The sequence below is a fragment of the Vibrio sp. 2134-1 genome (genome assembly GCF_033339495.1).
In genome coordinates this window covers 18582-37974 of sequence record NZ_JAWOUS010000004.1, presented here as the reverse complement: position 1 = coordinate 37974, position 19393 = coordinate 18582, and the positions used below count along the sequence as shown (strand labels likewise).

Genomic DNA, 19393 nt, shown 5'->3' with positions numbered 1-19393 from the left:
GTTTTGATTCAGGAGTTTACGAGTTTCTTACTTTTGGCATTAGAGCATATGGGAGATCTAAGACATAAACGAAGTCGCGTTTGGTACAAGATTTTACGGCGAAGATGAGTATGTTGGAAGTCGAAAATAATGTGATATTGCTTGTCTGTGGAGGGGTAATTACTTGTTTTTAAGGGTAAGTAATCCTGCCCAGATAATCTGAGCAGGGAAAAGAGTATTTTATTTAAAGTGGTTAGTTGTACTTTATTTGACCGTTCCGCTCTTAAAGGCATTGGCCCCGACTTGCGTACCGTTGAGCGTTTTGCCGTAATAGCCTTGGTGCTGGTGATATTTCTCCGCGTTTGCGGTGACATTGCCTTTGAATCGAGGATCTTGTGGACGCTCATGGCTGTTGACGTATGCTGCGACATCCCAAGCTTCTTGCTCTGTCAGCTGCACACTTTTCCCAAGCGGCATGTTTTCGTAAATAAAATAGGCTGCAGTGTTAATCCGGTGCATACCTGCGCCCCAGTTATACGCATATTCGCCCCAAAGTGGTGGAATGTATGAATGGTCGTTGGTGTCTTTGATGCCTGAACCGTCGGCGCGATGGCAAGTTTCACAGTTCTTTTCGTAGACCAATGCGCCTCGCTCTATTGATGGTTCTTGCTCAGGGGCGGCGATTTTTGGGTAGCCACGCCCAGAGAGATTACCCCGCTTTTCAATTGGTAATGCTTGTGCGATGGCTTCGGGCAACGGGAAGTCTTTTGCTTTTCCACCAATTTGCAACGTTTTTGCGTCTAGTTCTGGAATGGGTTTATCCGCCATACCATGTTTGTCAAGCAAGCCGCCCATCGCTAACCAGTAGGCGTAAGCACTAAGGGCAACAATTTCTGTCGAATCGTAAGCGGGCGCTTTACCGTTCATGGAATACTCGAAACAACCTTGGATACGGTCAGCATAGCTGTTTACGCGATCGTTTTTCTTACGATATGCAGGGTATGCCATGTAAGCTGCCCACAGTGGCGCAGCGTTTGCTTTTCGTCCTGCCTCCATATGGCAGTTCACACAGTTTTGTTCGTTGCCAACGTATTTTCCGCGCATTTGTTGTGAGTTAACAAAGAGCGAGTAACCGCGTTTTACTTGCTCACCAAATGCGGTGTTTGGGATTGTGCTGAGATCACGCGGTTTTAAGTATTCACCGTGCTTATCTTTTTCTATCGCAGGTAGCTCTTTCTGGCGGTCCGGTAATGGATCGTTAGCTAGTACGAGCGTAGAAATGAAAGGCAGTGCGAACAAAGAATAGAAACGTTTCATGACTGCTCCTAGTAACGTAATGAGGCAAAGTAGTAAGCAAGATTTTCGATCTCTTTGTCAGTGAGATTTTTTGCGATGGTCCCCATCATATTGAGCGGGTCGCCACTGCGAGTGCCGTTTTTCCATGCCATCAATTGCGTTTTTAAGTAATCAGCATGTTGGCTTGCGAGGCGAGGGAACTTGTCGACGCCCATACCGCTGGCTCCATGACAAGTTGCGCAAGCTGGAATATTTCTATCCCAATCGCCTTGGAAAATTAATTTACGATACGGGTTACGAATATCAGCTTGGTCGCCGCGTTGTTCTGGATTCGTGAACTCATAGCTCGGGAGGTTAGCAAAGTACTCCATAACTTCCTTACGGTCTGCGGGGTCGCTGAGTTCCTTCGCCATGCCTTGCATGACCACATTTTGGCGTTCGCCACTAAGGAATAGTTCGATTTGAGTGTTGAGATAATTCGCGTTTAAACCAGCGATCATCGGCGCGATATTTGGCTGTCCCATGCCATCTTGGCCGTGACAACCGCTACATACGCTGGCTTTTTCCGGAATAGACGAGGCGCTTGCGCCCATAGTGGTTGCTAACAAACAGGCCACCACCACTGGAAGAATTTTTGACATGCTGACTCACTTTAATTTTTATTAATATGTCTAAGTGCTACTTGGTAGTCACTTGGACAATATTGTCGGCCTTGTCAATAATGAAAGGTATTGTGGATTTCCACATATTTAATAAGTGTAAATGGCCGTATTTGTTTTTATTGGTTGTTCTATAAGCGATAAAAACAAAGTGGTGAAGAGCTGCACAAATCGGCAGCTCTAAGCGGTAGAGACGTCTTAACGTGCGGCGTTACGCTTTGCGGATTTTGGCCGGCAGGGACTGACGTGCCGCCGCGCCCACGACCCAATCCAACAACACGCCTTTGCCTTCTCGAGTAGGGTCAATTAAGCCAATGTCGTTAATATTGACGCCATCTTGGCTGCGCGTTTTTACGGGTTGTTGCTTATCGCCGATCCAGTGCGAGCGTTGTCCTAGCTCGGTATGGCCAAACCCATGTTCAAATCCGAGTGTGCCAGGGCGAATCCCGCTGACTATCATCGCAAGTGCTTTGGTGCTTGCAGATGGTGTCTCGATAACAAACTCATCACCCGTTTTAATGCCTGCGCACTCGGCATCGATTGGATGGATGTACACTGGGTTTACGCCTTTAATCGAGTTCAACCTTGGCGATAGATTGGATACCGCACTGTGAATGTTGGATTTAAAGTTCGTCAGGCTGAAAGGCCATTCTGAGCTTGGGAACTGGTCTTCCATTGATGTGCCATCGGCCAGTTTTTGTGGATGCCATGTTGCGCAACCCGTGTAGAAATCACCGGTCATGGTGTTTCTTGCGCTGCCGACACGTTCATTCCATATCGCGACAGGTCGTGTCCATTTGTGCTTCATTTGCTCACCTTGATACGCTTCGGTTGCATTTTCAAAACGTCCACCGCGAGCAAAAATAAACGCCACACGTTTCATCTCATCCGCTGTCAGCGTCTTCTGCATGGCTGGCATTAAACGCTCTAGGCCGGACCACGCAATGTCTTCTGCCGAAACTTCAGGCACCCCGCCTTTCACATAAGCCAAGTTTGCCGCGGAACGTAAGTAGAAATCTTCAGCGCTGTGGAGAGCGTGCCAATTCCCTTGCGCATCTTGAATCGCGTTGTCACCAAAGCCGCCCAGTTGCATTTTCTTGGCGACATCAATCAAAAAGTTTTCTAAGCAAATTGAACGACCATCGGCGGTTTTCTCTGTTCGCGCTCCCACAATCGGCCAACGAGCGGTGACGGTTTTCACCGGAACGTCGTGCCAAGGCGTTGCCATACCCCAGCTTTCGTAGGTGACCGTGTCCGGCACAATATAGTCCGACAACGCGGTGGTTTCGTTAATGAACGCATCAACAGACACAATCAAACCGAGTTGTTTTGGATCTTTAAGCTTGTCTTCCAGCAGCGTTTTCAAACCGGGTACACCATACATTGGGTTCGCCATGTGGTTGATCCACGCTTTAACGCGGTATGGATACCCATCAATAGCCGCAGATAGGTGCTCTGTCAGCAGTGGCGCGGCAAACGGATACCAAGGGGCGCGAGTTGGGTAAGGTGATTCACCTGCCTCAACGCGACGTTTGTATTCGCTGGTTTTGTGGTAGGGGAATTTACTGCGCGACAAAAAGACGCCTTTCGGGCCGACTTTGCCAGCAAATTTGGTGAAGTCGTAACGAGGACCCGCAGCGGAAGTTGGGTAGCCACCCGCTTTGGCCATCGCGCCGCCTTTCATATTGATATTACCAATCAACGCATTGAGCATCATGATGGTAAACGAGTTATAGAACCCGTTGGTGTGCATGTTGCCACCGTGGGTATCGACCACCGCTTTTGTTCCGTGACTGGTGAAGCGTTTTGCTAGTTCAACAATTTGTTCGACAGGAATCTCACATTGTTGGCTGTAGAACTCAAGACTGTATTTGAACGCCTCTTCTTTGAGTCTTTGCAGGGAAGATTTTACTCGCACTTCGCCTGATGCAAGCGAAACCGTTTTATCGACAAACAGTGCCGCTTCTCCTGTCTGGGTATGAACACCAAATTCGCCGCTTTGATCATCCACGATGACGTACGGATCGGAGTCAGACAACGCTTCGCCCTCGAATGGCAGATTCAAGTCCGACGCGCGTAAAAACGTGCCGTTTCTCGGGTGCTGATTATCGCTTATCACGAGATGCGTAGCATTACACCAGTGCGCGGTGCTAGCTCGTTTCATTGCGTTCACCCCCGGTTGGGTTAAGAAGGTTTTGTTGTAGCGTTGGTTTTCGATGATCCACTGGATCATGCCAAGCACGAGGGCAGAGTCGGTGCCTGGTTTGATTGGTACCCAGCGGTTGTTGTCACCGGCAGCCAAGCTCGATGAACCAGCAGGCAAACTTGGTGTGATGATGGTGTATTCCAAGCTACCTTCTGTTCGCGCATTGGCGAGTTGGCGCGCCTGACGCTTAAAAGGGTTACCCGCTTGAGCTGGTGACATACCGATGAAGATGATGTATTCCGCGTTATCAAAGTCTGGCTTCAAGTGCGCGTTCTTATCTAAATCGTTCATAAATGCGCCGCTGCCAGCACGAAATGCGTAGCCGCAGTAAGAGCCATGATGCCCAAAGTTACGCGTACCATAGCTGTTGAACGCGAAGCGTTTGAATATGTCGTCTCGGCCTTCGTTACCGGCGTTGGTCATTAACAGTTGGTTGGCTTTCGGTCCATATTCTGGGTTTTCAGGATCAACGGGCGTTGTTAAATCGCGAATGTCGCGTAAGCCATCAACATGACCTTCACCAAATAAATCACCGCCCTCGACGACTTCTTCTATCAGTTGTTCGTAACTGATCGGAATCCATTTTCCTTCGCCGCGTTTTCCAACTCGTTTCAGTGGCTGAGTAATGCGGTACGGGCTGTTGCGAATTTCTAACATCCCATTGCCACGTGCGCATGCTGTTGAACGACCGTCAAGGCCCGCTTCTCCTGCCAAACTTAAATAAGCATCTTTGACTGGCGTTTCGAACGGAATGTGTTGCTGATGAGAGAGTGGGTGATATGGGTTGCCAGTAATACGCAAAATATCGTCGCTGCGGTTATCAATGCGTACACGCAATCCGCACAGTGACCAACAACCAAAGCACATCGATGGCGCAACGCGCTGATTTGGATTAGGGATTAGGTTGCCTTTGCTGTTGACCGTGTACTCTGGTTCAAGCGAGTTACCGTGGTGAATATCACGCGTTTTTTCTCCCGCAGTGCCTTCGAGCGCACCTTCGACCATGTGTTTGGTGGTGGTGGCGTAACCCGCAGCGAATGCGCCAAGCCCACCCACTGCAATGCCTGATTTCAAAAACTGACGGCGTTTGTTATCCATGATGAAATCCTCTTTGATTAGCGTTCAGTTAAGGTGAGTGATGAGGCTTTTACTTCGATCTTTTGTTTTGGCTGAACCAGCTCCGAACTGAGCAGTGCCAGTGCAAGCCATAATCCGAGCATGCCGATAATGCCTATCCAGCCATTTCCATCCATAGTGAGTTGGTATGGATACAGCCCTGCATCGAACTTGGCGATGGTTTGCACTTCCATGATGGTAAACCAGCGAATCAGCCATGCACTTGCCAGTGCGGCAGCAGACACAAAACCGAGCCCTATGACGTGACGAAATCTGGCTGATGTGGACTTTTTGGTATCGCGAAAGAAGATGAAAGCGAGCAAAACACAACCTAAAACGACAAAAGTGAGCAGGGCAATGTTGTGCATCCATTGTTCGCTAGAATAGAGCGAAAATGCGGAATTGTTGGATGCCCAAATCGGTAGCAGTATCAGCGTTAATACACCGCTGGTAACCACTGATTTTTTAAGTAAATTAGTATCGCCAGATGTCAGCGTCTTTGACTGACTAGGCAGCAAGAGCCAAATCAACAGAGAAAATCCGACCGCGCCCATAAATGCAGTGACAAACCAAAGAATTGGTGACGCGGGTTGGTGCCATAAAGGGCGCGATTGAACGACTGCAATTTCAGCGCCTGTGTAGACTGCAATGGTGATGCCTGATAGCACCGTGATAACAGATACCATAAGCATGACTCTACGAGAGAGCGCCCAGTCACCCAGTGACAGCTTTGAAATTAGAGGCAGTACTTTCCCTGGCTGATTACGTAAGTTGATCAGATCCTCGCGGAGATACAGCCATGCAGTCACTACCGCTAAACCTGAGAAAACAGGCAAGAAAAGCGACCCTAAAGACATCCATGACCACGGAGTGATGTGTGCGTAAAAATGCCATGCGCGTCCCGGTTGGTGAAGGTCGCCAGTTAACGCTAATGGCCCCACGATGGCGCCGATGGCCAGCGTCAGAACAAGCGCAGCGCGCAGTCTGTGACTGGTGTGTTTTTCAAATAATAGGGCGATTAGGAATAAAACAGCAGCCGCATAAGCCGAACCGATGTAGAAGAAATATTGCACCGCCCACGGGAGCCAAGCCATCGCTTGAGGTTGGACTAACACTTCGGTGATGTTCATGCGCGCTCTCCCTGTGGGTCGTAAATAGCAGGTTGTCCGTCGATGTGGCTGGTGAAGCGTTCATCCATGCCGATGTAAAACACGTGAGGCTTGGTGCCTTCATTGGGTTTTAGCACTTTGATATCGTCTTGGTGCTTCGCAATTAAGTGGCGGACTTCACTTGATGGATCATTCAAATCACCAATTACACGTGCACCGCCAACACAGGTTTCCACGCAGGCAGGCAATAGACCTTGTTCTAGACGGTGAGCACAGAAGGTACATTTATCTGCGGTGAGGGTGTCTTCATTGATAAAGCGAGCATCGTAAGGGCAAGCTTGTACACAATACGCACACGCTACGCAGCGACTGTTATCCACCATGACAATGCCATCTTCGCGCTGAAAGGTTGCTTGAACCGGACACACTGCCACGCAAGGCGGGTTGTCGCAGTGGTTACAAAGGCGCGGTAGCATAAAGGCTTTTGCTTCTCGCGTGGCTGTAGAGCCATCATCTAACGTAACTTCGTATTGCTTTACGGTGGTTCGGAATTGACCGATTGGCGCTTGGTTCTCGATGCTGCAACCCACAGTGCAAGCCTGGCATCCGACACATTTACGCAAATCTATCACCATGGCATAACGCTTCCCGACTTGTCCTTTTCGGTCAGCGGACTGGTTATTTCGAATAATGTTTCCCGCAGTTGCCGTGCCAATGCCAGCGACTGGAATTAACGCGGCTCCGGCAGTGACCGCGCTGAGAAAGCGACGTTTGGTGGAATCCATAACTCACCTGCTTTTTTTGTTGTATTTGAATTGACTGATTCCATTGTGAGAAATGCACTGCGAGGCTTATATTGTGGATTTCCACATACCCAGATCAAACTTGATCTAAAACAAATGTGGTTTACCAAGGGTAGCTGTTATTCTTGCTCCATTACTTTCGAAGGAACGATTCTACTCATCATGAACAAAACGCCACGGTTGCTTCAGTTTTGGGTTCTTTGCTTAGTTGCCTTTGCATCTTTGGCTCAGGGCGCAGTTTCTGAACAAGCAGATCTGCAAGGAATGCAAGAGCAAAAAGCAGAGCAGCCACAGGCCAAGCAAAAAGTCGAAGTGGGCGTGTTAGCGATACGCGGCCATCTTTATGCTGAGCAGAGATGGCAACCGACCATTGATTGGCTCAATCAGCAAATTTCCGATGTGCATTTTGTCCTTCATCCCCTTAACTTGGATGAAATGGGCGAAGCGGTGAAGTTTCAGACCATGGATTTCATCTTAACCAACCCAGGTCAGGCAGTGCGGTTGGGCAGGCAATACGCGCTGTCGTGGATGGCAACGCTAACCAGCAGAGCACCACAAAACTCGAATTACGGCATTGGTTCGGCGCTTGTGGTTCGAGCCAATTCAAGTTATCAAACGGTGCAAGATGTCTCAGGACGTCCTGTTGCGGCGGTATCAGAAAAAGCGTTTGGTGGTTATCTAACGATGCGCTATCAAATAGTCAAAATGGGGCTTAATCCAAACGATTTCTTTTCTGATGTCCGCTATCTTGGTTTTCCTATTGATGCCAACCTGTATCAATTACGTGATGGCAATGTGGAAGCGGCCGTTGTCCCTGCTTGTTTATTGGAACAGATGCTAAGTGAAGGGCTTTTACAACCGAGTAATTATCGAGTTTTAAATCAACAGCCGAACGAGCGCTCGTTATGCGCTGTTTCCACACCGCTTTATCCTAACTGGTCATTTGCCAAAACAGAGCGCGGCTCAGCTCAGATCGCCAAACAGATTGCGCAAGTATTGTTAGCGATGCCACCTGAACACCCTGCGGTTATTGCGGCAGGCGCGTCAGGTTGGACGTCCCCCGTCAGCTTGCTGAGCATCGACAAACTTTATCAGGCGTTGGATCTCCATCCGTTGCAACAACCTTGGTGGAGTGAGGCTCTACGCTGGCTGCGTAGTCATCAAGAATGGGCATGGGCGCTGTTCATGTTTGTGATTGTGTTGAACGCGTACCACTTTTGGCTTGAGTATCGATTTAGCAAGAGTAAGCAAGCGTTGGAGCAGACATCGTTGCGATTAAAAGAGAAAAGTGAACAGTTAGAACATTCACAAAGGGTCGCGATTGTCGGAGAAATCGGCACTAGTCTTGCCCATGAACTCAATCAGCCACTGGCAGCCATTCGCAACTATAGTGAAGGCGGTTTACTTCGCTTGGCCAAAAAGCGCCCTCATGAAGATATTGTCCCTGTGCTTGAGAAAATACAGGGCCAAGTTGAAAGAGCCGATGCAATTATTCAGCGATTAAGAACGTTGATTCGCAAGCGCAGTGTCGACAAAACGTCGTGCGATCTTCAAGTACTCATTGATGACACGATTGAGTTACTCCATTTTCGGATGCAGAAGCAAAACATTTCTATTGTGGCCAGTACAGAAGGGAACATTCGTCCGTTACTTGTCGATGCAGTTGGCGTACAACAGGTTTTAGTTAATGTGATCAGCAACGCGATTGATGCGTGTACTTTGTTCCAAGAGAAATATCACTCATCAGGTTATCAAGGTAAAATTGCCCTGCATTGCGATTACCAAATCAGTCAACTCTCTATTCGAGTGTTAGACAATGGTACAGGGTTGCAGCAAGAGAATCCGACTCAAGCGTTTGTGAGTAGCAAAGAAGAAGGGCTTGGGCTAGGGTTAGCCATTTGTCGCGATGTGATGGAAATGCATGGTGGCGAGTTTGTCATCAGCTCGATAGCACCACATGGTTGTTTGGTTGAGCTTGTGTTTCCATATCAAAACTAATCTGAACTAGGCATAGGAGCACTCAATGAGCAGCGGTGAAAAGCAGCTACCTGTTTTTGTAGTCGATGATGATGAATCGGTGCGTGACTCGCTCGCTTTTATGTTGGAAGAGCATGACTTCAACGTGACGACTTTTGCTGATGGGCAATCTTTTCTCGATAAAGTGAACATTCATCAGGCCGGATGCGTGATCCTTGATAGCCGAATGCCCAACCTTCGTGGCCAGCAAGTGCACCAAATTTTAAATAAAGCCAACAGCCCGTTAGCCGTTATTTATCTGACAGGGCATGGTGATGTTCCGATGGCGGTCGATGCATTGCATGCTGGGGCGGTCAATTTCTTCCAAAAACCAGTCAAAGGCGATGAACTGGCACGAGCCATTTTGCAGGGACAGGCGCAGTCTGCCACAAACCTCGATATGGCAGCAGCAAAATCGGCTTATGAATCGCTCACACCTAGAGAAAAAGACATTTTGCGTTTGATCATTGAAGGAAAGCGCAACATTCGTATTGCTGACGAACTTTGCATAGCAATGCGAACGGTTGAAGTACACCGAGCTAATCTATTGAAGAAGTTCTCGGCAAAAACCGTCGCAGAGTTGGCATATATTTATGGCAAGCTAGATTAAAGCTTACCGAGTGAAGCCTCTTAAGGCTATTTAGAGGATACAACTTGAGCTTTATGACGACTCGCGTATTATCTTCTTCGTTCTTACTTTATCTGAATTCTTATGAGTTTGTTGACTAAACGACATCACACGCCACATAAGCGGGCAAAATGGCTACTGGCGATTATTGGCTGGGTGGTGGTTGTGTGTCTGATGCAAAATTCAGGTTTTGCATCGTCATGCTCTATGAAATATGAGACGGAATCGCCCGCGGTTTCACTTACTGATGAGCGTTCGAGCGTCAAGTCGATTGATACTAAAGAAACCAGCAAGTGCGAATTGTCTGAAAAGTTAATTCAGTTTTCTCAACATCAACTCGATGTATTTATTGTTGTTCTGTTTGTCGGTCTTTTTGCTTCGGCAATTTGGTTGTGCAGTGCCTATATTGGTGCGCAACATTGGACGGAACCGATAGGCCGTAAGTATCGAGTCCATCTGACTTTCTGTGTGTTCCGAGAATAAAAGCGTGCTTTCTGACCACTAGCGTCAGTTATTTAGCACCTTTGTCTTTTAACTAGGAATCACTATGAATCAAATTACTAAACTGACTCAGTTTGCGTTCATGTTTTTTATGACGCTTGCTTTGAGTTTGCTCTCTCTGAGTATTTCAGCTCAAACTACTGATACAGGTTGGCTAACCAACCCACAACATCCTCCAGTGCAAACGCGCTTTGTGCTCACTGGTCAACAAGATCCGCAAGCCAAAACACTTACAGGTTATTTGGATGTCAAGTTAACCGGAGATTGGAAAACTTACTGGCGTTCACCTGGTGAGGGCGGCGTAGCACCATCTATTGATTGGCAAAATTCACAAAATTTATCCAAAGTGGATTGGCAATGGCCGCACCCACAAAAATTCGAACTATTAGGTATCGAGACTCTTGGGTATAAAGGCGATACTTTGTTCCCCATGACGCTGCACGTCGAAGACATGTCCAGACCTGTCACGATTGATGCGGTACTGACACTTTCTTCTTGTACGACGATTTGTGTGCTGACCGACTATCAAATTCAATTGACGTTCTTGCCTTCTGATCTAACAGTCGATGAAGGCGTGATGTTCAGTTACGCTCAAGCAGTGAGTAACGTGCCGCAGCCATCGCCGTTTATTGATGTTACTCAGGCGAGTTGGGATGCGAACCAATCGAAACTACAAATCAAGCTACAGAACAGTCAGGGTTGGCAACAACCACAAGTGCTGGTGGATGGTGTCGATGAAGCAACGCGAGACTATAGCTTCAAGCTTGAAGGAATGCATCAAGAAGGAAACATCGTCACCGCGAGCTATATCGTTGATACTTGGCTGGGCGATGTGGCGTTAGATGAACAGTCGCTGTTTGTGACCATCAAAGACACCAATTTACTAGCAGAAGAAACCACTCAAGCAACTGCTGAGGCAATAGTTGAACCGCTGCCGAGCACGTCTCTAACGAGTGTTTTTCTATTCGCGTTGCTCGGCGGTTTAATTCTTAACATTATGCCTTGCGTTCTTCCGGTTTTGGGGATGAAGCTAAGTAGTATTGTTGCCGCTCAAGGTATCGAGCGTCGTCAAATTCGCGCTCAGTTTGTTGCCTCGTCACTTGGTATATTAACGTCGTTCTGGATTCTCGCTGGTTTTATTTTGGTGCTCAAGCTAACAGGTAATGCCATTGGTTGGGGCGTGCAATTTCAAAGCCCCTGGTTCTTAGGTTTGATGGTGTTGGTCACCACTTTGTTTGGGGCCAATATGCTAGGGCTGTTTGAAATCCGTCTATCATCGGGTACCAATACATGGCTGGCCTCGAAAGGTGATAACTCCCTAGTTGGTCACTATGTTCAAGGTATGTTTGCTACATTGCTTGCGACGCCTTGCTCCGCGCCTTTTCTAGGAACGGCCGTGGCATTTGCCTTGGGTGCCGACGTATTAACGTTATTTGCAACTTTTACAGCATTAGCATTGGGTATGGCACTGCCTTGGCTCTTAGTCGCTGTGTTTCCAAATATCGCGCTGAAACTACCAAAGCCTGGCTCGTGGATGAATGTCGTTAAAATAGTGTTTGGCATAATGATGTTGGCAACCAGCGTTTGGCTACTTTCATTAATGGCAAATCATGTACCGATGCTATGGATTGCACTTATCGCTGTGGCTGCTTTTGTTGTAATGATGGCAAGAGTCAAGAAAGTGTATGGTGAGAAAGCGCTTGCTGTATCCGGAACTGCGTCATTAGTGTTGATAGCTGGTGGCCTGTTACTTGGTAGTGTCACTGCCGACCAATGGGCGATACCGCTTCCTGAGGACTTAGCGTGGCAGAAGCTTTCTAACTCGGCGATTGAAGATCACGTCAATAATGGGCGAGTGGTGTTTGTGGATGTCACTGCGGATTGGTGTGTCACGTGTAAAGCGAACAAGATCGGTGTGATCTGGCAAGATCCTGTCTACTCATTGCTGCGAAGCCCTAATGTGGCGACGTTAAAAGGGGATTGGACACATCCGGACAGCTCGGTAACTGACTTTTTACGAGCTCATGGGCTTTACGGTGTGCCGTTTAACATCGTCTATGGCCCGGCGGCGCCACAAGGTATCCCGTTACCTGTTATTCTGACTGATGATGTTGTTTTAAGCGCGGTGAAACAAGCGAGTGGGGGAACCATTCAATGAGTTCGACAAAGCAGCGTAGAACATTCCGATATTGGCTCGTTCAAATCGTACAGATGGTGCTCATTGTCACCGTCATTTCCATCACGATGGATTGGTATCGCACTAAAGATATTCCTAAACAGGAGTTACCACCATTGAGCTCCGTATTGAGCGCTGGTGAACACTTCGATGCCATCGCGCAAAGTTATGAACAACCTGTCGTTGTTTATTTTTGGGCGACTTGGTGTCCCGCTTGTAAATTTGTAAGCCCAAGCGTGAGCTGGCTGAGTGATGACTACACCGTAGTTGGCGTTTCTGGATCGTCGGGACCGAATGAGCGTGTGGCGCAGTTTATGAGGGCAAAAGAATATCGTTTCGAAAACATAAACGATCCTTCAAGCGATATTATGCGCGAATGGAAAATTAGCGTGACCCCAACCATTTATGTTTTAAGAAATGGTGAAATTTCCTCTGTCACAACTGGCGTTACCACTCCGATAGGAATACTAGCGAGAATTTGGTTAGCTCGATAACGCTATAAAAATCCGATATTCAAAATATTGAGTATCGGATTTTTTTGTTGTCCTAAACAACCAGTCGGTCACATACCATAAAGAACTAGTTAACCAATAAGTGTCTAGATGCTTATTGCGTGCTACATTCGAGCATCGTTCTGGTTATCAAGGAGGAAACGATGAACGTAGCAAAAATGTATGATGATGTGTCGGATCGTTATCAAAAGTTGGTGGATGACAGTCACTACGTCGGTCCACGTTGGATTTCTGAGAAGTTAAAAACCTTTCCCATCGAGCAAGGCTCGGTTCTCGACCTAGCCTGTGCGACTGGCAGTATCGGCCATGTCGTAAAAAGTCACTATCCAGAACTCGCCATCCATGGCTTAGACATCTCGTCCAAAATGGTTGATAAAGCGCGCCAAACTAACCTCTATCAAAGCGTCGCGGTTCATAATCTCGATGAGCCATTTTCCCTTTTGTTTGAACAAACCTTCGACCTTATCACCGCACTTGGTTTTACTGAGTTTCTAGCAGAGCCTCAACAACTTCTGGAGTGCATTTCGCATAAGCTAACTGCGAATGGACGATGTTTTATCAGCTTTCAATACCACGATCCGGATGGACAAGATTTGCCTCGAAATACTTATAGTGGATCGGTCGTGCATAAGGCATATACCGAAAGTGAAGTTGAGCAACTCTGTCAGCAAGCTGGGTTGGAAGTGGTTTCCCTAGAAAATGTGATTGGTTACGTATCTGGTGTTGGTTATGTGTGTCGATACTTGATGCTAGAGCAGAAAAAGTCACACCGCTGAAATAAGTAACAAACAAGGATTGTTTTTGAAAACACAAGATTTAACCGAATTCGGGTCTGGCATTGAATACGATGCTCAATACGACCAGCATTACCATCACGACATTGCTTTCATCACAAGGTTAATCGAAGAAACCAATGCTCGAAGTGTATTGGATGTTTGTTGTGGTTCCGGTATTGTCACGATTCCAGTCTCTGAGCAACTCAACGAAGCCATTGGCATTGATATTTCTGAAGGGATGCTCAAACACGCAAAGGACAAAGCCAAAAGCAGGAGTAACTTGCGTTTTCTTCATCTCGACGCAACCCAGTTTTCGTTAGGTAAGAAGTTTGACCTAGCCATAATGACAGGGAATGCATTCCAAGCCTTTTTAAGTGACGAGATGCTAGCAGGTGCACTGAGCTCAATATCAAGACACCTCGAAAAAGGTGGGCGATTTGTTTTCGATACGCGGTTACCAACGCCAGAAAATCTAGAATTGGATCATGAGATGGCGCTGTGGCAAACCTATGTTTCTCCAACTTATGGTGAAGTGAATTATTTCGGTATGAAGGCCGAGTATGACTTGCAAACGTCCATCATGTATTTGAACAAAGAGCGCCATTTTGAAAGTGGAACGATTGAGCATTCCAGCATTGATTTAAAATATCGTCCGCTAGAAGACATAGAGGGTTTCCTTGAACAAGCGGGATTCAGAATCATAGAGAAGTACCAATCTTGGTCAGCGCAAGTATTTGAGGCGAATGCCAACTCGCTTGTCTGTGTGGCTGAGAAAATATAAATCAATGTTGAGGGATACAATGCAAGGATTTCGAATTACTATGTCGTTAGATGACATGGATTTAGACGTTATCTACCAGTTCATTTCAAACAGTTATTGGGGAAAGGGTATTCCAAGAGAACGCTTTGAGAAGTCATTGCGCCATTCGTTCTGTTTCGCGGTTTTGGATGATGAAAATCAACTCGTTGCTTTTGCTCGGTTAATTACCGATCGTACCACGTTTGCGTACCTTGCCGATGTGTTTGTTGTGGAGGTACACCGTGGTAAAGGCATCAGTAAGTTGTTGATATCAGAAATTGTTGCTCATCCAGAACTACAAGGCTTACGCCGTATGATGCTTGCAACCCGCGATGCTCATGGGTTGTACGAACAGTTTGGGTTCACTCCTATTGCTCCAGTAGAAAACTTCATGCAAATCTGGAAACCGAATGTTTATCAGAGCTAAATCATGATGAGAGTTGAATCTCAACAAGTGGCAATCAGATACCTCAAAACAACAGACGCTGCTCCCCTGTTTGAAAACTATTTAGGCGATGAGCAAGCATGCCGCTTCCTCAATCGCCAAGCCCACCAAAATGTTAATCAAACCCTTGAAGCGATCGAAAGATGGCGCGCTCAATATGATCAAAAGTCTCCCAACCTATTAGTCTTCGCTATTGAAGAACTCACTTCTCAAACTCCTATTGGTTGTCTGGTGCTGATACCTGAGCAAGACAGCAGTGAAATCCATTTTGGTATTTCTGCTCGCTATCAGGGAAAAGGCTATGCAACCCAAGCCTGCAAACTTGGCGTTGTTTACCTGCAAAGCTTGGGTATAAAGCGCATTCGCACTACCCCGCATATTGGCAACCACGCGAGTATTCGTGTGTTGGAGAAATGTGGCTTTATCAGCCAAGGCATTTTAAAAGCGCATGCGGTTTTTCCTGCTTTAGGACGTGAGGCGCAAGACTGTATGGATATGCGATTGAAGGATACAGAACAGCGCCATTTTGCACATTGTTCAGAATGAAAAGGGGGGCGGTTGAAACGAGCGGTTACAGAGCTTGTTAGTCGCCATCGTAGACAACGTCTTTGCTGAATGATTCTTTAGTTTTTGATTGTCAGAGCCGACTGACAAAGCCATACCAACTGTGACAACCAAACCGCTATTAAAGCAGGATATTATTCCTTCAACTTTGTGTTTTAGGAGTAGTCATTAGACTACCCAATAATTGTTGGAATAAATAATGACGAAACGTTGGTTTGTCTCCGCTGTGAGCTTCGCGCTGCTCGGCGGTGGTACGTATTTCTATCTCCAATCTGCTGCTCAACCAGAATTGCTGCCTACATTGATTGTGGAAAAAGGCACGATTGAAAAACAAGCGGTGGCTGTTGGTAAAATTGTCCCTGCACACTCTGTGTCTATCAAGTCACAAATCGACGGTATCGTCGGTGAAATTTACGCGAAAGTTGGTGAAAAGGTGAAGCAAGGCCAACCGCTGATCAAAGTGCGTCCAAACCCAACTCCCCAAGCATTAACGGATGCATCGGCAGAACTCATGCGTAGCGAAGCCGATCTGGAATCCGCCAAACAAAAACTGTCCAACTTAGAAAGCTTGGTCAAGCAGGACATTATTCCAAGTAACTACGACGAATACGTAAGTGCGCGCTCGGCAGTCAAATCTGCGCAAGCGGACGTATTGCAAAAGCGCCAGAATCTCGAACTCATCCGCAGTGGTGAGGCGTCGATCGGCGATGCGCGTTTAACGTCGACGATCTACGCGCCAATTGATGGCACAGTACTCAACCAGAAAGTAGAGGTCGGAGAGCCGATCATCTCGACTCAATCAAGCCAAGCCGCGACTGAAATGATGTCATTGGCCGACATGAACAGTCTGATTTTTAAAGGTAGCGTCAGTGAGCATGATGCTGCGCAGTTGTCTCCGGGAATGCCCGTTATGTTGACGGTTGCGCCTTATCCTGATGTGGCGATTTCTGGTGTGCTAACCAAAGTGGCGATTCAATCTGAGAACCTCAACTCACCAGAGGGCAATGCTTCGGCAAAAAGTTTTGATAACGGTTTTGAGGTTGAAGTGGGAGAACTCAAGATCCCACAAGATGTGTTGCTTCGTTCTGGTTTTTCATCGACGGCTCAAATCATTCTGAAGAGGTCTGAAAACGTGCTCACTCTACCGGAGCGCGCTCTGCAATTTGATGGTGACGTACCGAATGTTCTGATCCCCGACAGCTCAGAACAAGGGTTTAATAAACAACCGGTGAAACTTGGTCTGTCAGATGGCATCAATGTCGAAGTGCTTGACGGCGTGGAGCTTGATGAAGAGGTTATCGACAACAGCATGATGGGAGCGGCGCATGGTTAAGCTGCAACGATCAACAATCGCCTTTGCATTGTTGGCTGCCACGCTCAGTTTGCCGACCTACGCAATTTCTATTGAACAAGCTTGGCAACAAGCAAAGCAGAACGATCCAAATTACGAAAAAGCGAAAATCGGCGTCCAGCTTGGCGAGGTTGGCGTACAGAGTAACCGCAGTGCGTTATTGCCGGGCTTAAGTGCCAGTGCGTCAGCGGATTGGAATGAGTCCTCAAGCCATTCCAACAGTTACGGCGCTACCTTAACTCAAACTATTTGGGATAGCAGTTTGTGGTCGGAACTGGATCAAGCGAATGCCAATTATCTCAAAGCACAGTTAGAGCTATCTCAATCGCATAACGAGCTTGCGCAGAAGTTGCTCACCGCTTACCTAGATGTGGCAAGCGCACAGGGCGACCTCAAATTGGCGCAGTCCAAGCTGGAGGAGGGGAAGGAACTTCTCAACATCATCGAGAAACGCTATCGAGCAGGCAAAGTGAAGTCGGTTGATGTCGAAGAGATGCGAGCGAATCAAGTCTCTGAGCAAGCAAGTATCCTCAATGCAAAAGCCGATCTCGAAGTGAAAAAAGCAGAGCTTGCGGCGTTAATCAATCAAATGCCGGAGAGTGTCGACCAAATTCGAACGGATTCTTTAACTCAGCCGCCGATGCTGGTGGACTCTCAGGAGCAATGGCTAAAGCTGGCGAAAGACAGCAGTCCAGAGCTGTTGGTGGCGGCGCAGATGGTGAAAGCGAGCGAGTTCGCGAAAGATTCAGCTAAAGGTGGATACTACCCGACCGTCAAAGGCAGTGTGGGCTACAGCGATGGTGACAATCGTTCAAACGGCGAGTTTAACGCTGGGATTAGTTTGAGTTTGCCGATTGACCTCAATGGTGCAGTGCGAGCGAAAGTGGACGAAGCATCGTTGAACATTTTAAGCGCCAAGCAAGATATGCGTAGAGTGGAAATTGATATTCAGAAACGAGTTATTCAGCAGTTTACGCAGGTCGATATCAACTGGAATCAAGTTTTGATAGCGAACGAGCTGGTTGAGTCGCGCGCCAGAGTGTTGCAAAGCAAAGAGAAACTTTACGACGCTGGCCTGCTTGAAGTGTCGGAAGTTATCAGTGCACACAACAGCTTGTTTGAGGCGAAAAACAGTCTGCAAACCAACTTGTACAGCTACTGGCGTAAGAGAATCGGCTTACTGCAAACCGCAGGGAAACTCGATGACGATACCATGGCGTTGATCTCTCGAGCTTTTCATTCATGAGCAGTCTATTGCAACAAACTTGGCAAACGTTGATGGCGCACCGCATGAAGAGCGTGCTGGCCATTATCGCGATTGCTTGGGGCGTGATCTCTGTGGTGGTGTTAATCGCACTTGGCGAAGGCTTTTATCGCCATCAGACCCAGTCGTTTTCATTTATGATCAACAATGTGCAAGTGGTGTTTCCGTCGAGTACCAGTAAACCGTGGCAAGGGTTAGCTTCAAGACGACAAATTGATATTCCACAAGAAAAAGTCGACATGATCAAACAGTCAGGCTTCGTGCAACAGGCGTCAAGCGTTTACGCCAAATGGGATGCGAATATCACCAATCTCAAAGGACAGAACTTATCGAGTACGGTCAGCGGTATTGATACGTCTTACTTTCCTTTAATGCAACGCAAGCTGCAATCCGGTTCGAGAAACCTGTCACCAAGTGATATGGATAACCACACTCGCGTGGCGGTGTTAGGCGATCAAATTGCGCAAATGGGCGGAATCCAAATCGGGGATAGGCTCAAAGTCAACGGCATTCCGTTTTTGGTGATTGGGATAACCGTTGGTGAGGACACTGGCATTTCATTCGGCGATAGCCGCACGGCCTTCATTCCTCAAACAACGTACCGCGATTTGTGGGATGCGAAACCTTGGATGGTATTGATGAAGCCGAGAGAAGGGATGGATGCATCGTCATTTCGACAAAATATCGTGAACTTTTTCGCCAAGCAGCTTCATTTTGACCCAAGTGATAAAGATGCGGTCGAATTACCCGATTTTAGTGAAGGTGCGGCGGTCATCAGTGGAATTTTGCGTGGCATTCAGATTTTTCTTGGAGCGAGCGGCGCGATGACCATGGCGGTCGGTGCGCTTGGCGTTGCCAACATCATGTTTTTATCTGTCACGGAGCGCACGCGTGAAATCGGTGTGCGTTTGGCGATCGGGGCGACTCAAAAATCCATACTCAGTCAGTTTATTCTTGAAGGGCTTATTTTGGTAGCCGTGGGCACGGCATTAGGTCTGATGTTTTCGTATGCCGTGGTATCTGTCTTAAGCAGCATGGCATTACCGGAATGGATTGGTTTACCTGTGATCACGCCAGATTCCATTGCTTGGTCTTTACTTGTGACGCTTATCTTGGCCTTGATGGCGTCGTATTTCCCAGCAAGGCGAGCATCGCGTCTCACGCCAGTCATTGCTTTGAGTGCGAGGGCTTAG

The 19393-nt window shown here is 47.4% G+C and carries 17 protein-coding genes; 12 read left to right on the top strand and 5 right to left on the bottom strand.

Translation table 11 applies throughout. The features are described 5' to 3' along the window. Nucleotides 1-243: 243 nt before the first annotated feature. The 5 genes from R7R78_RS06745 to dsrO all read right to left on the bottom strand — a co-directional run bounded on the left by R7R78_RS06745 (nucleotide 244) and on the right by dsrO (nucleotide 7150). Nucleotides 244-1296 (bottom strand): c-type cytochrome, encoded by a 1053-nt coding sequence (locus R7R78_RS06745; protein WP_225473353.1) that lies wholly within the window; start codon nucleotides 1294-1296, stop codon nucleotides 244-246. 8 nt (nucleotides 1297-1304) lie between these two features. After that, nucleotides 1305-1868, bottom strand: a complete 564-nt coding sequence (locus tag R7R78_RS06740; protein ID WP_370687796.1) for a c-type cytochrome — start codon at nucleotides 1866-1868, stop codon at nucleotides 1305-1307. Nucleotides 1869-2145: 277 nt separating this feature from the next. After that, nucleotides 2146-5238 (bottom strand): tetrathionate reductase subunit A, encoded by a 3093-nt coding sequence (locus R7R78_RS06735; protein ID WP_225473352.1) that lies wholly within the window; start codon nucleotides 5236-5238, stop codon nucleotides 2146-2148. A gap of 17 nt (nucleotides 5239-5255) precedes the next feature. After that, nucleotides 5256-6386, bottom strand: coding sequence for an NrfD/PsrC family molybdoenzyme membrane anchor subunit (nrfD, locus tag R7R78_RS06730; protein WP_225473351.1), 1131 nt, complete (start codon nucleotides 6384-6386; stop codon nucleotides 5256-5258). Continuing rightward, nucleotides 6383-7150 (bottom strand): sulfate reduction electron transfer complex DsrMKJOP subunit DsrO, encoded by a 768-nt coding sequence (dsrO, locus tag R7R78_RS06725; protein ID WP_136976677.1) that lies wholly within the window; start codon nucleotides 7148-7150, stop codon nucleotides 6383-6385. Before dsrO ends, nrfD begins: the two co-directional genes overlap by 4 nt. A 180-nt stretch (nucleotides 7151-7330) precedes the next feature. Between dsrO and R7R78_RS06720 the strand changes: the two genes are divergently transcribed. The 12 genes from R7R78_RS06720 to R7R78_RS06665 all read left to right on the top strand — a co-directional run bounded on the left by R7R78_RS06720 (nucleotide 7331) and on the right by R7R78_RS06665 (nucleotide 19393). After that, nucleotides 7331-9166: a sensor histidine kinase gene (locus tag R7R78_RS06720; RefSeq protein WP_225473350.1), complete on the top strand. Its 1836-nt coding sequence runs from the start codon at nucleotides 7331-7333 to the stop codon at nucleotides 9164-9166. Nucleotides 9167-9191: 25 nt separating this feature from the next. Next, complete coding sequence (locus R7R78_RS06715) at nucleotides 9192-9794, top strand: response regulator transcription factor (protein ID WP_186584814.1); 603 nt, start codon at nucleotides 9192-9194, stop codon at nucleotides 9792-9794. Between the two features lie 102 nt (nucleotides 9795-9896). Further along, a complete protein-coding gene (locus tag R7R78_RS06710) occupies nucleotides 9897-10295 on the top strand; it encodes a hypothetical protein (protein ID WP_033905718.1) in 399 nt (132 codons plus the stop codon). Nucleotides 10296-10359: 64 nt separating this feature from the next. Continuing rightward, nucleotides 10360-12471 (top strand): protein-disulfide reductase DsbD family protein, encoded by a 2112-nt coding sequence (locus R7R78_RS06705; protein ID WP_225473349.1) that lies wholly within the window; start codon nucleotides 10360-10362, stop codon nucleotides 12469-12471. Beyond that, nucleotides 12468-12983, top strand: a complete 516-nt coding sequence (locus tag R7R78_RS06700) for a protein disulfide oxidoreductase (RefSeq protein WP_213968757.1) — start codon at nucleotides 12468-12470, stop codon at nucleotides 12981-12983. The genes R7R78_RS06705 and R7R78_RS06700 overlap by 4 nt, the downstream gene beginning before the upstream one ends. A gap of 161 nt (nucleotides 12984-13144) precedes the next feature. Next, nucleotides 13145-13777 (top strand): class I SAM-dependent DNA methyltransferase, encoded by a 633-nt coding sequence (locus tag R7R78_RS06695; RefSeq protein WP_225473348.1) that lies wholly within the window; start codon nucleotides 13145-13147, stop codon nucleotides 13775-13777. A 25-nt stretch (nucleotides 13778-13802) separates the two neighbouring features. Beyond that, on the top strand, nucleotides 13803-14558 hold the full coding sequence (locus tag R7R78_RS06690; protein ID WP_054866271.1) for a class I SAM-dependent methyltransferase: 756 nt from the start codon (nucleotides 13803-13805) through the stop codon (nucleotides 14556-14558). A gap of 19 nt (nucleotides 14559-14577) precedes the next feature. Beyond that, nucleotides 14578-15003, top strand: coding sequence for a GNAT family N-acetyltransferase (locus R7R78_RS06685; protein ID WP_053349639.1), 426 nt, complete (start codon nucleotides 14578-14580; stop codon nucleotides 15001-15003). Between the two features lie 3 nt (nucleotides 15004-15006). Further along, entirely contained in the window at nucleotides 15007-15567 is a 561-nt protein-coding gene (locus tag R7R78_RS06680) for a GNAT family N-acetyltransferase (protein ID WP_225473347.1), read from the top strand. A 217-nt stretch (nucleotides 15568-15784) separates the two neighbouring features. Then, on the top strand, nucleotides 15785-16918 hold the full coding sequence (locus tag R7R78_RS06675; RefSeq protein WP_225473346.1) for an efflux RND transporter periplasmic adaptor subunit: 1134 nt from the start codon (nucleotides 15785-15787) through the stop codon (nucleotides 16916-16918). Continuing rightward, entirely contained in the window at nucleotides 16911-18182 is a 1272-nt protein-coding gene (locus R7R78_RS06670) for a TolC family protein (protein WP_225473345.1), read from the top strand. The genes R7R78_RS06675 and R7R78_RS06670 overlap by 8 nt, the downstream gene beginning before the upstream one ends. Further along, nucleotides 18179-19393, top strand: a complete 1215-nt coding sequence (locus R7R78_RS06665; protein WP_225473344.1) for an ABC transporter permease — start codon at nucleotides 18179-18181, stop codon at nucleotides 19391-19393. Before R7R78_RS06670 ends, R7R78_RS06665 begins: the two co-directional genes overlap by 4 nt.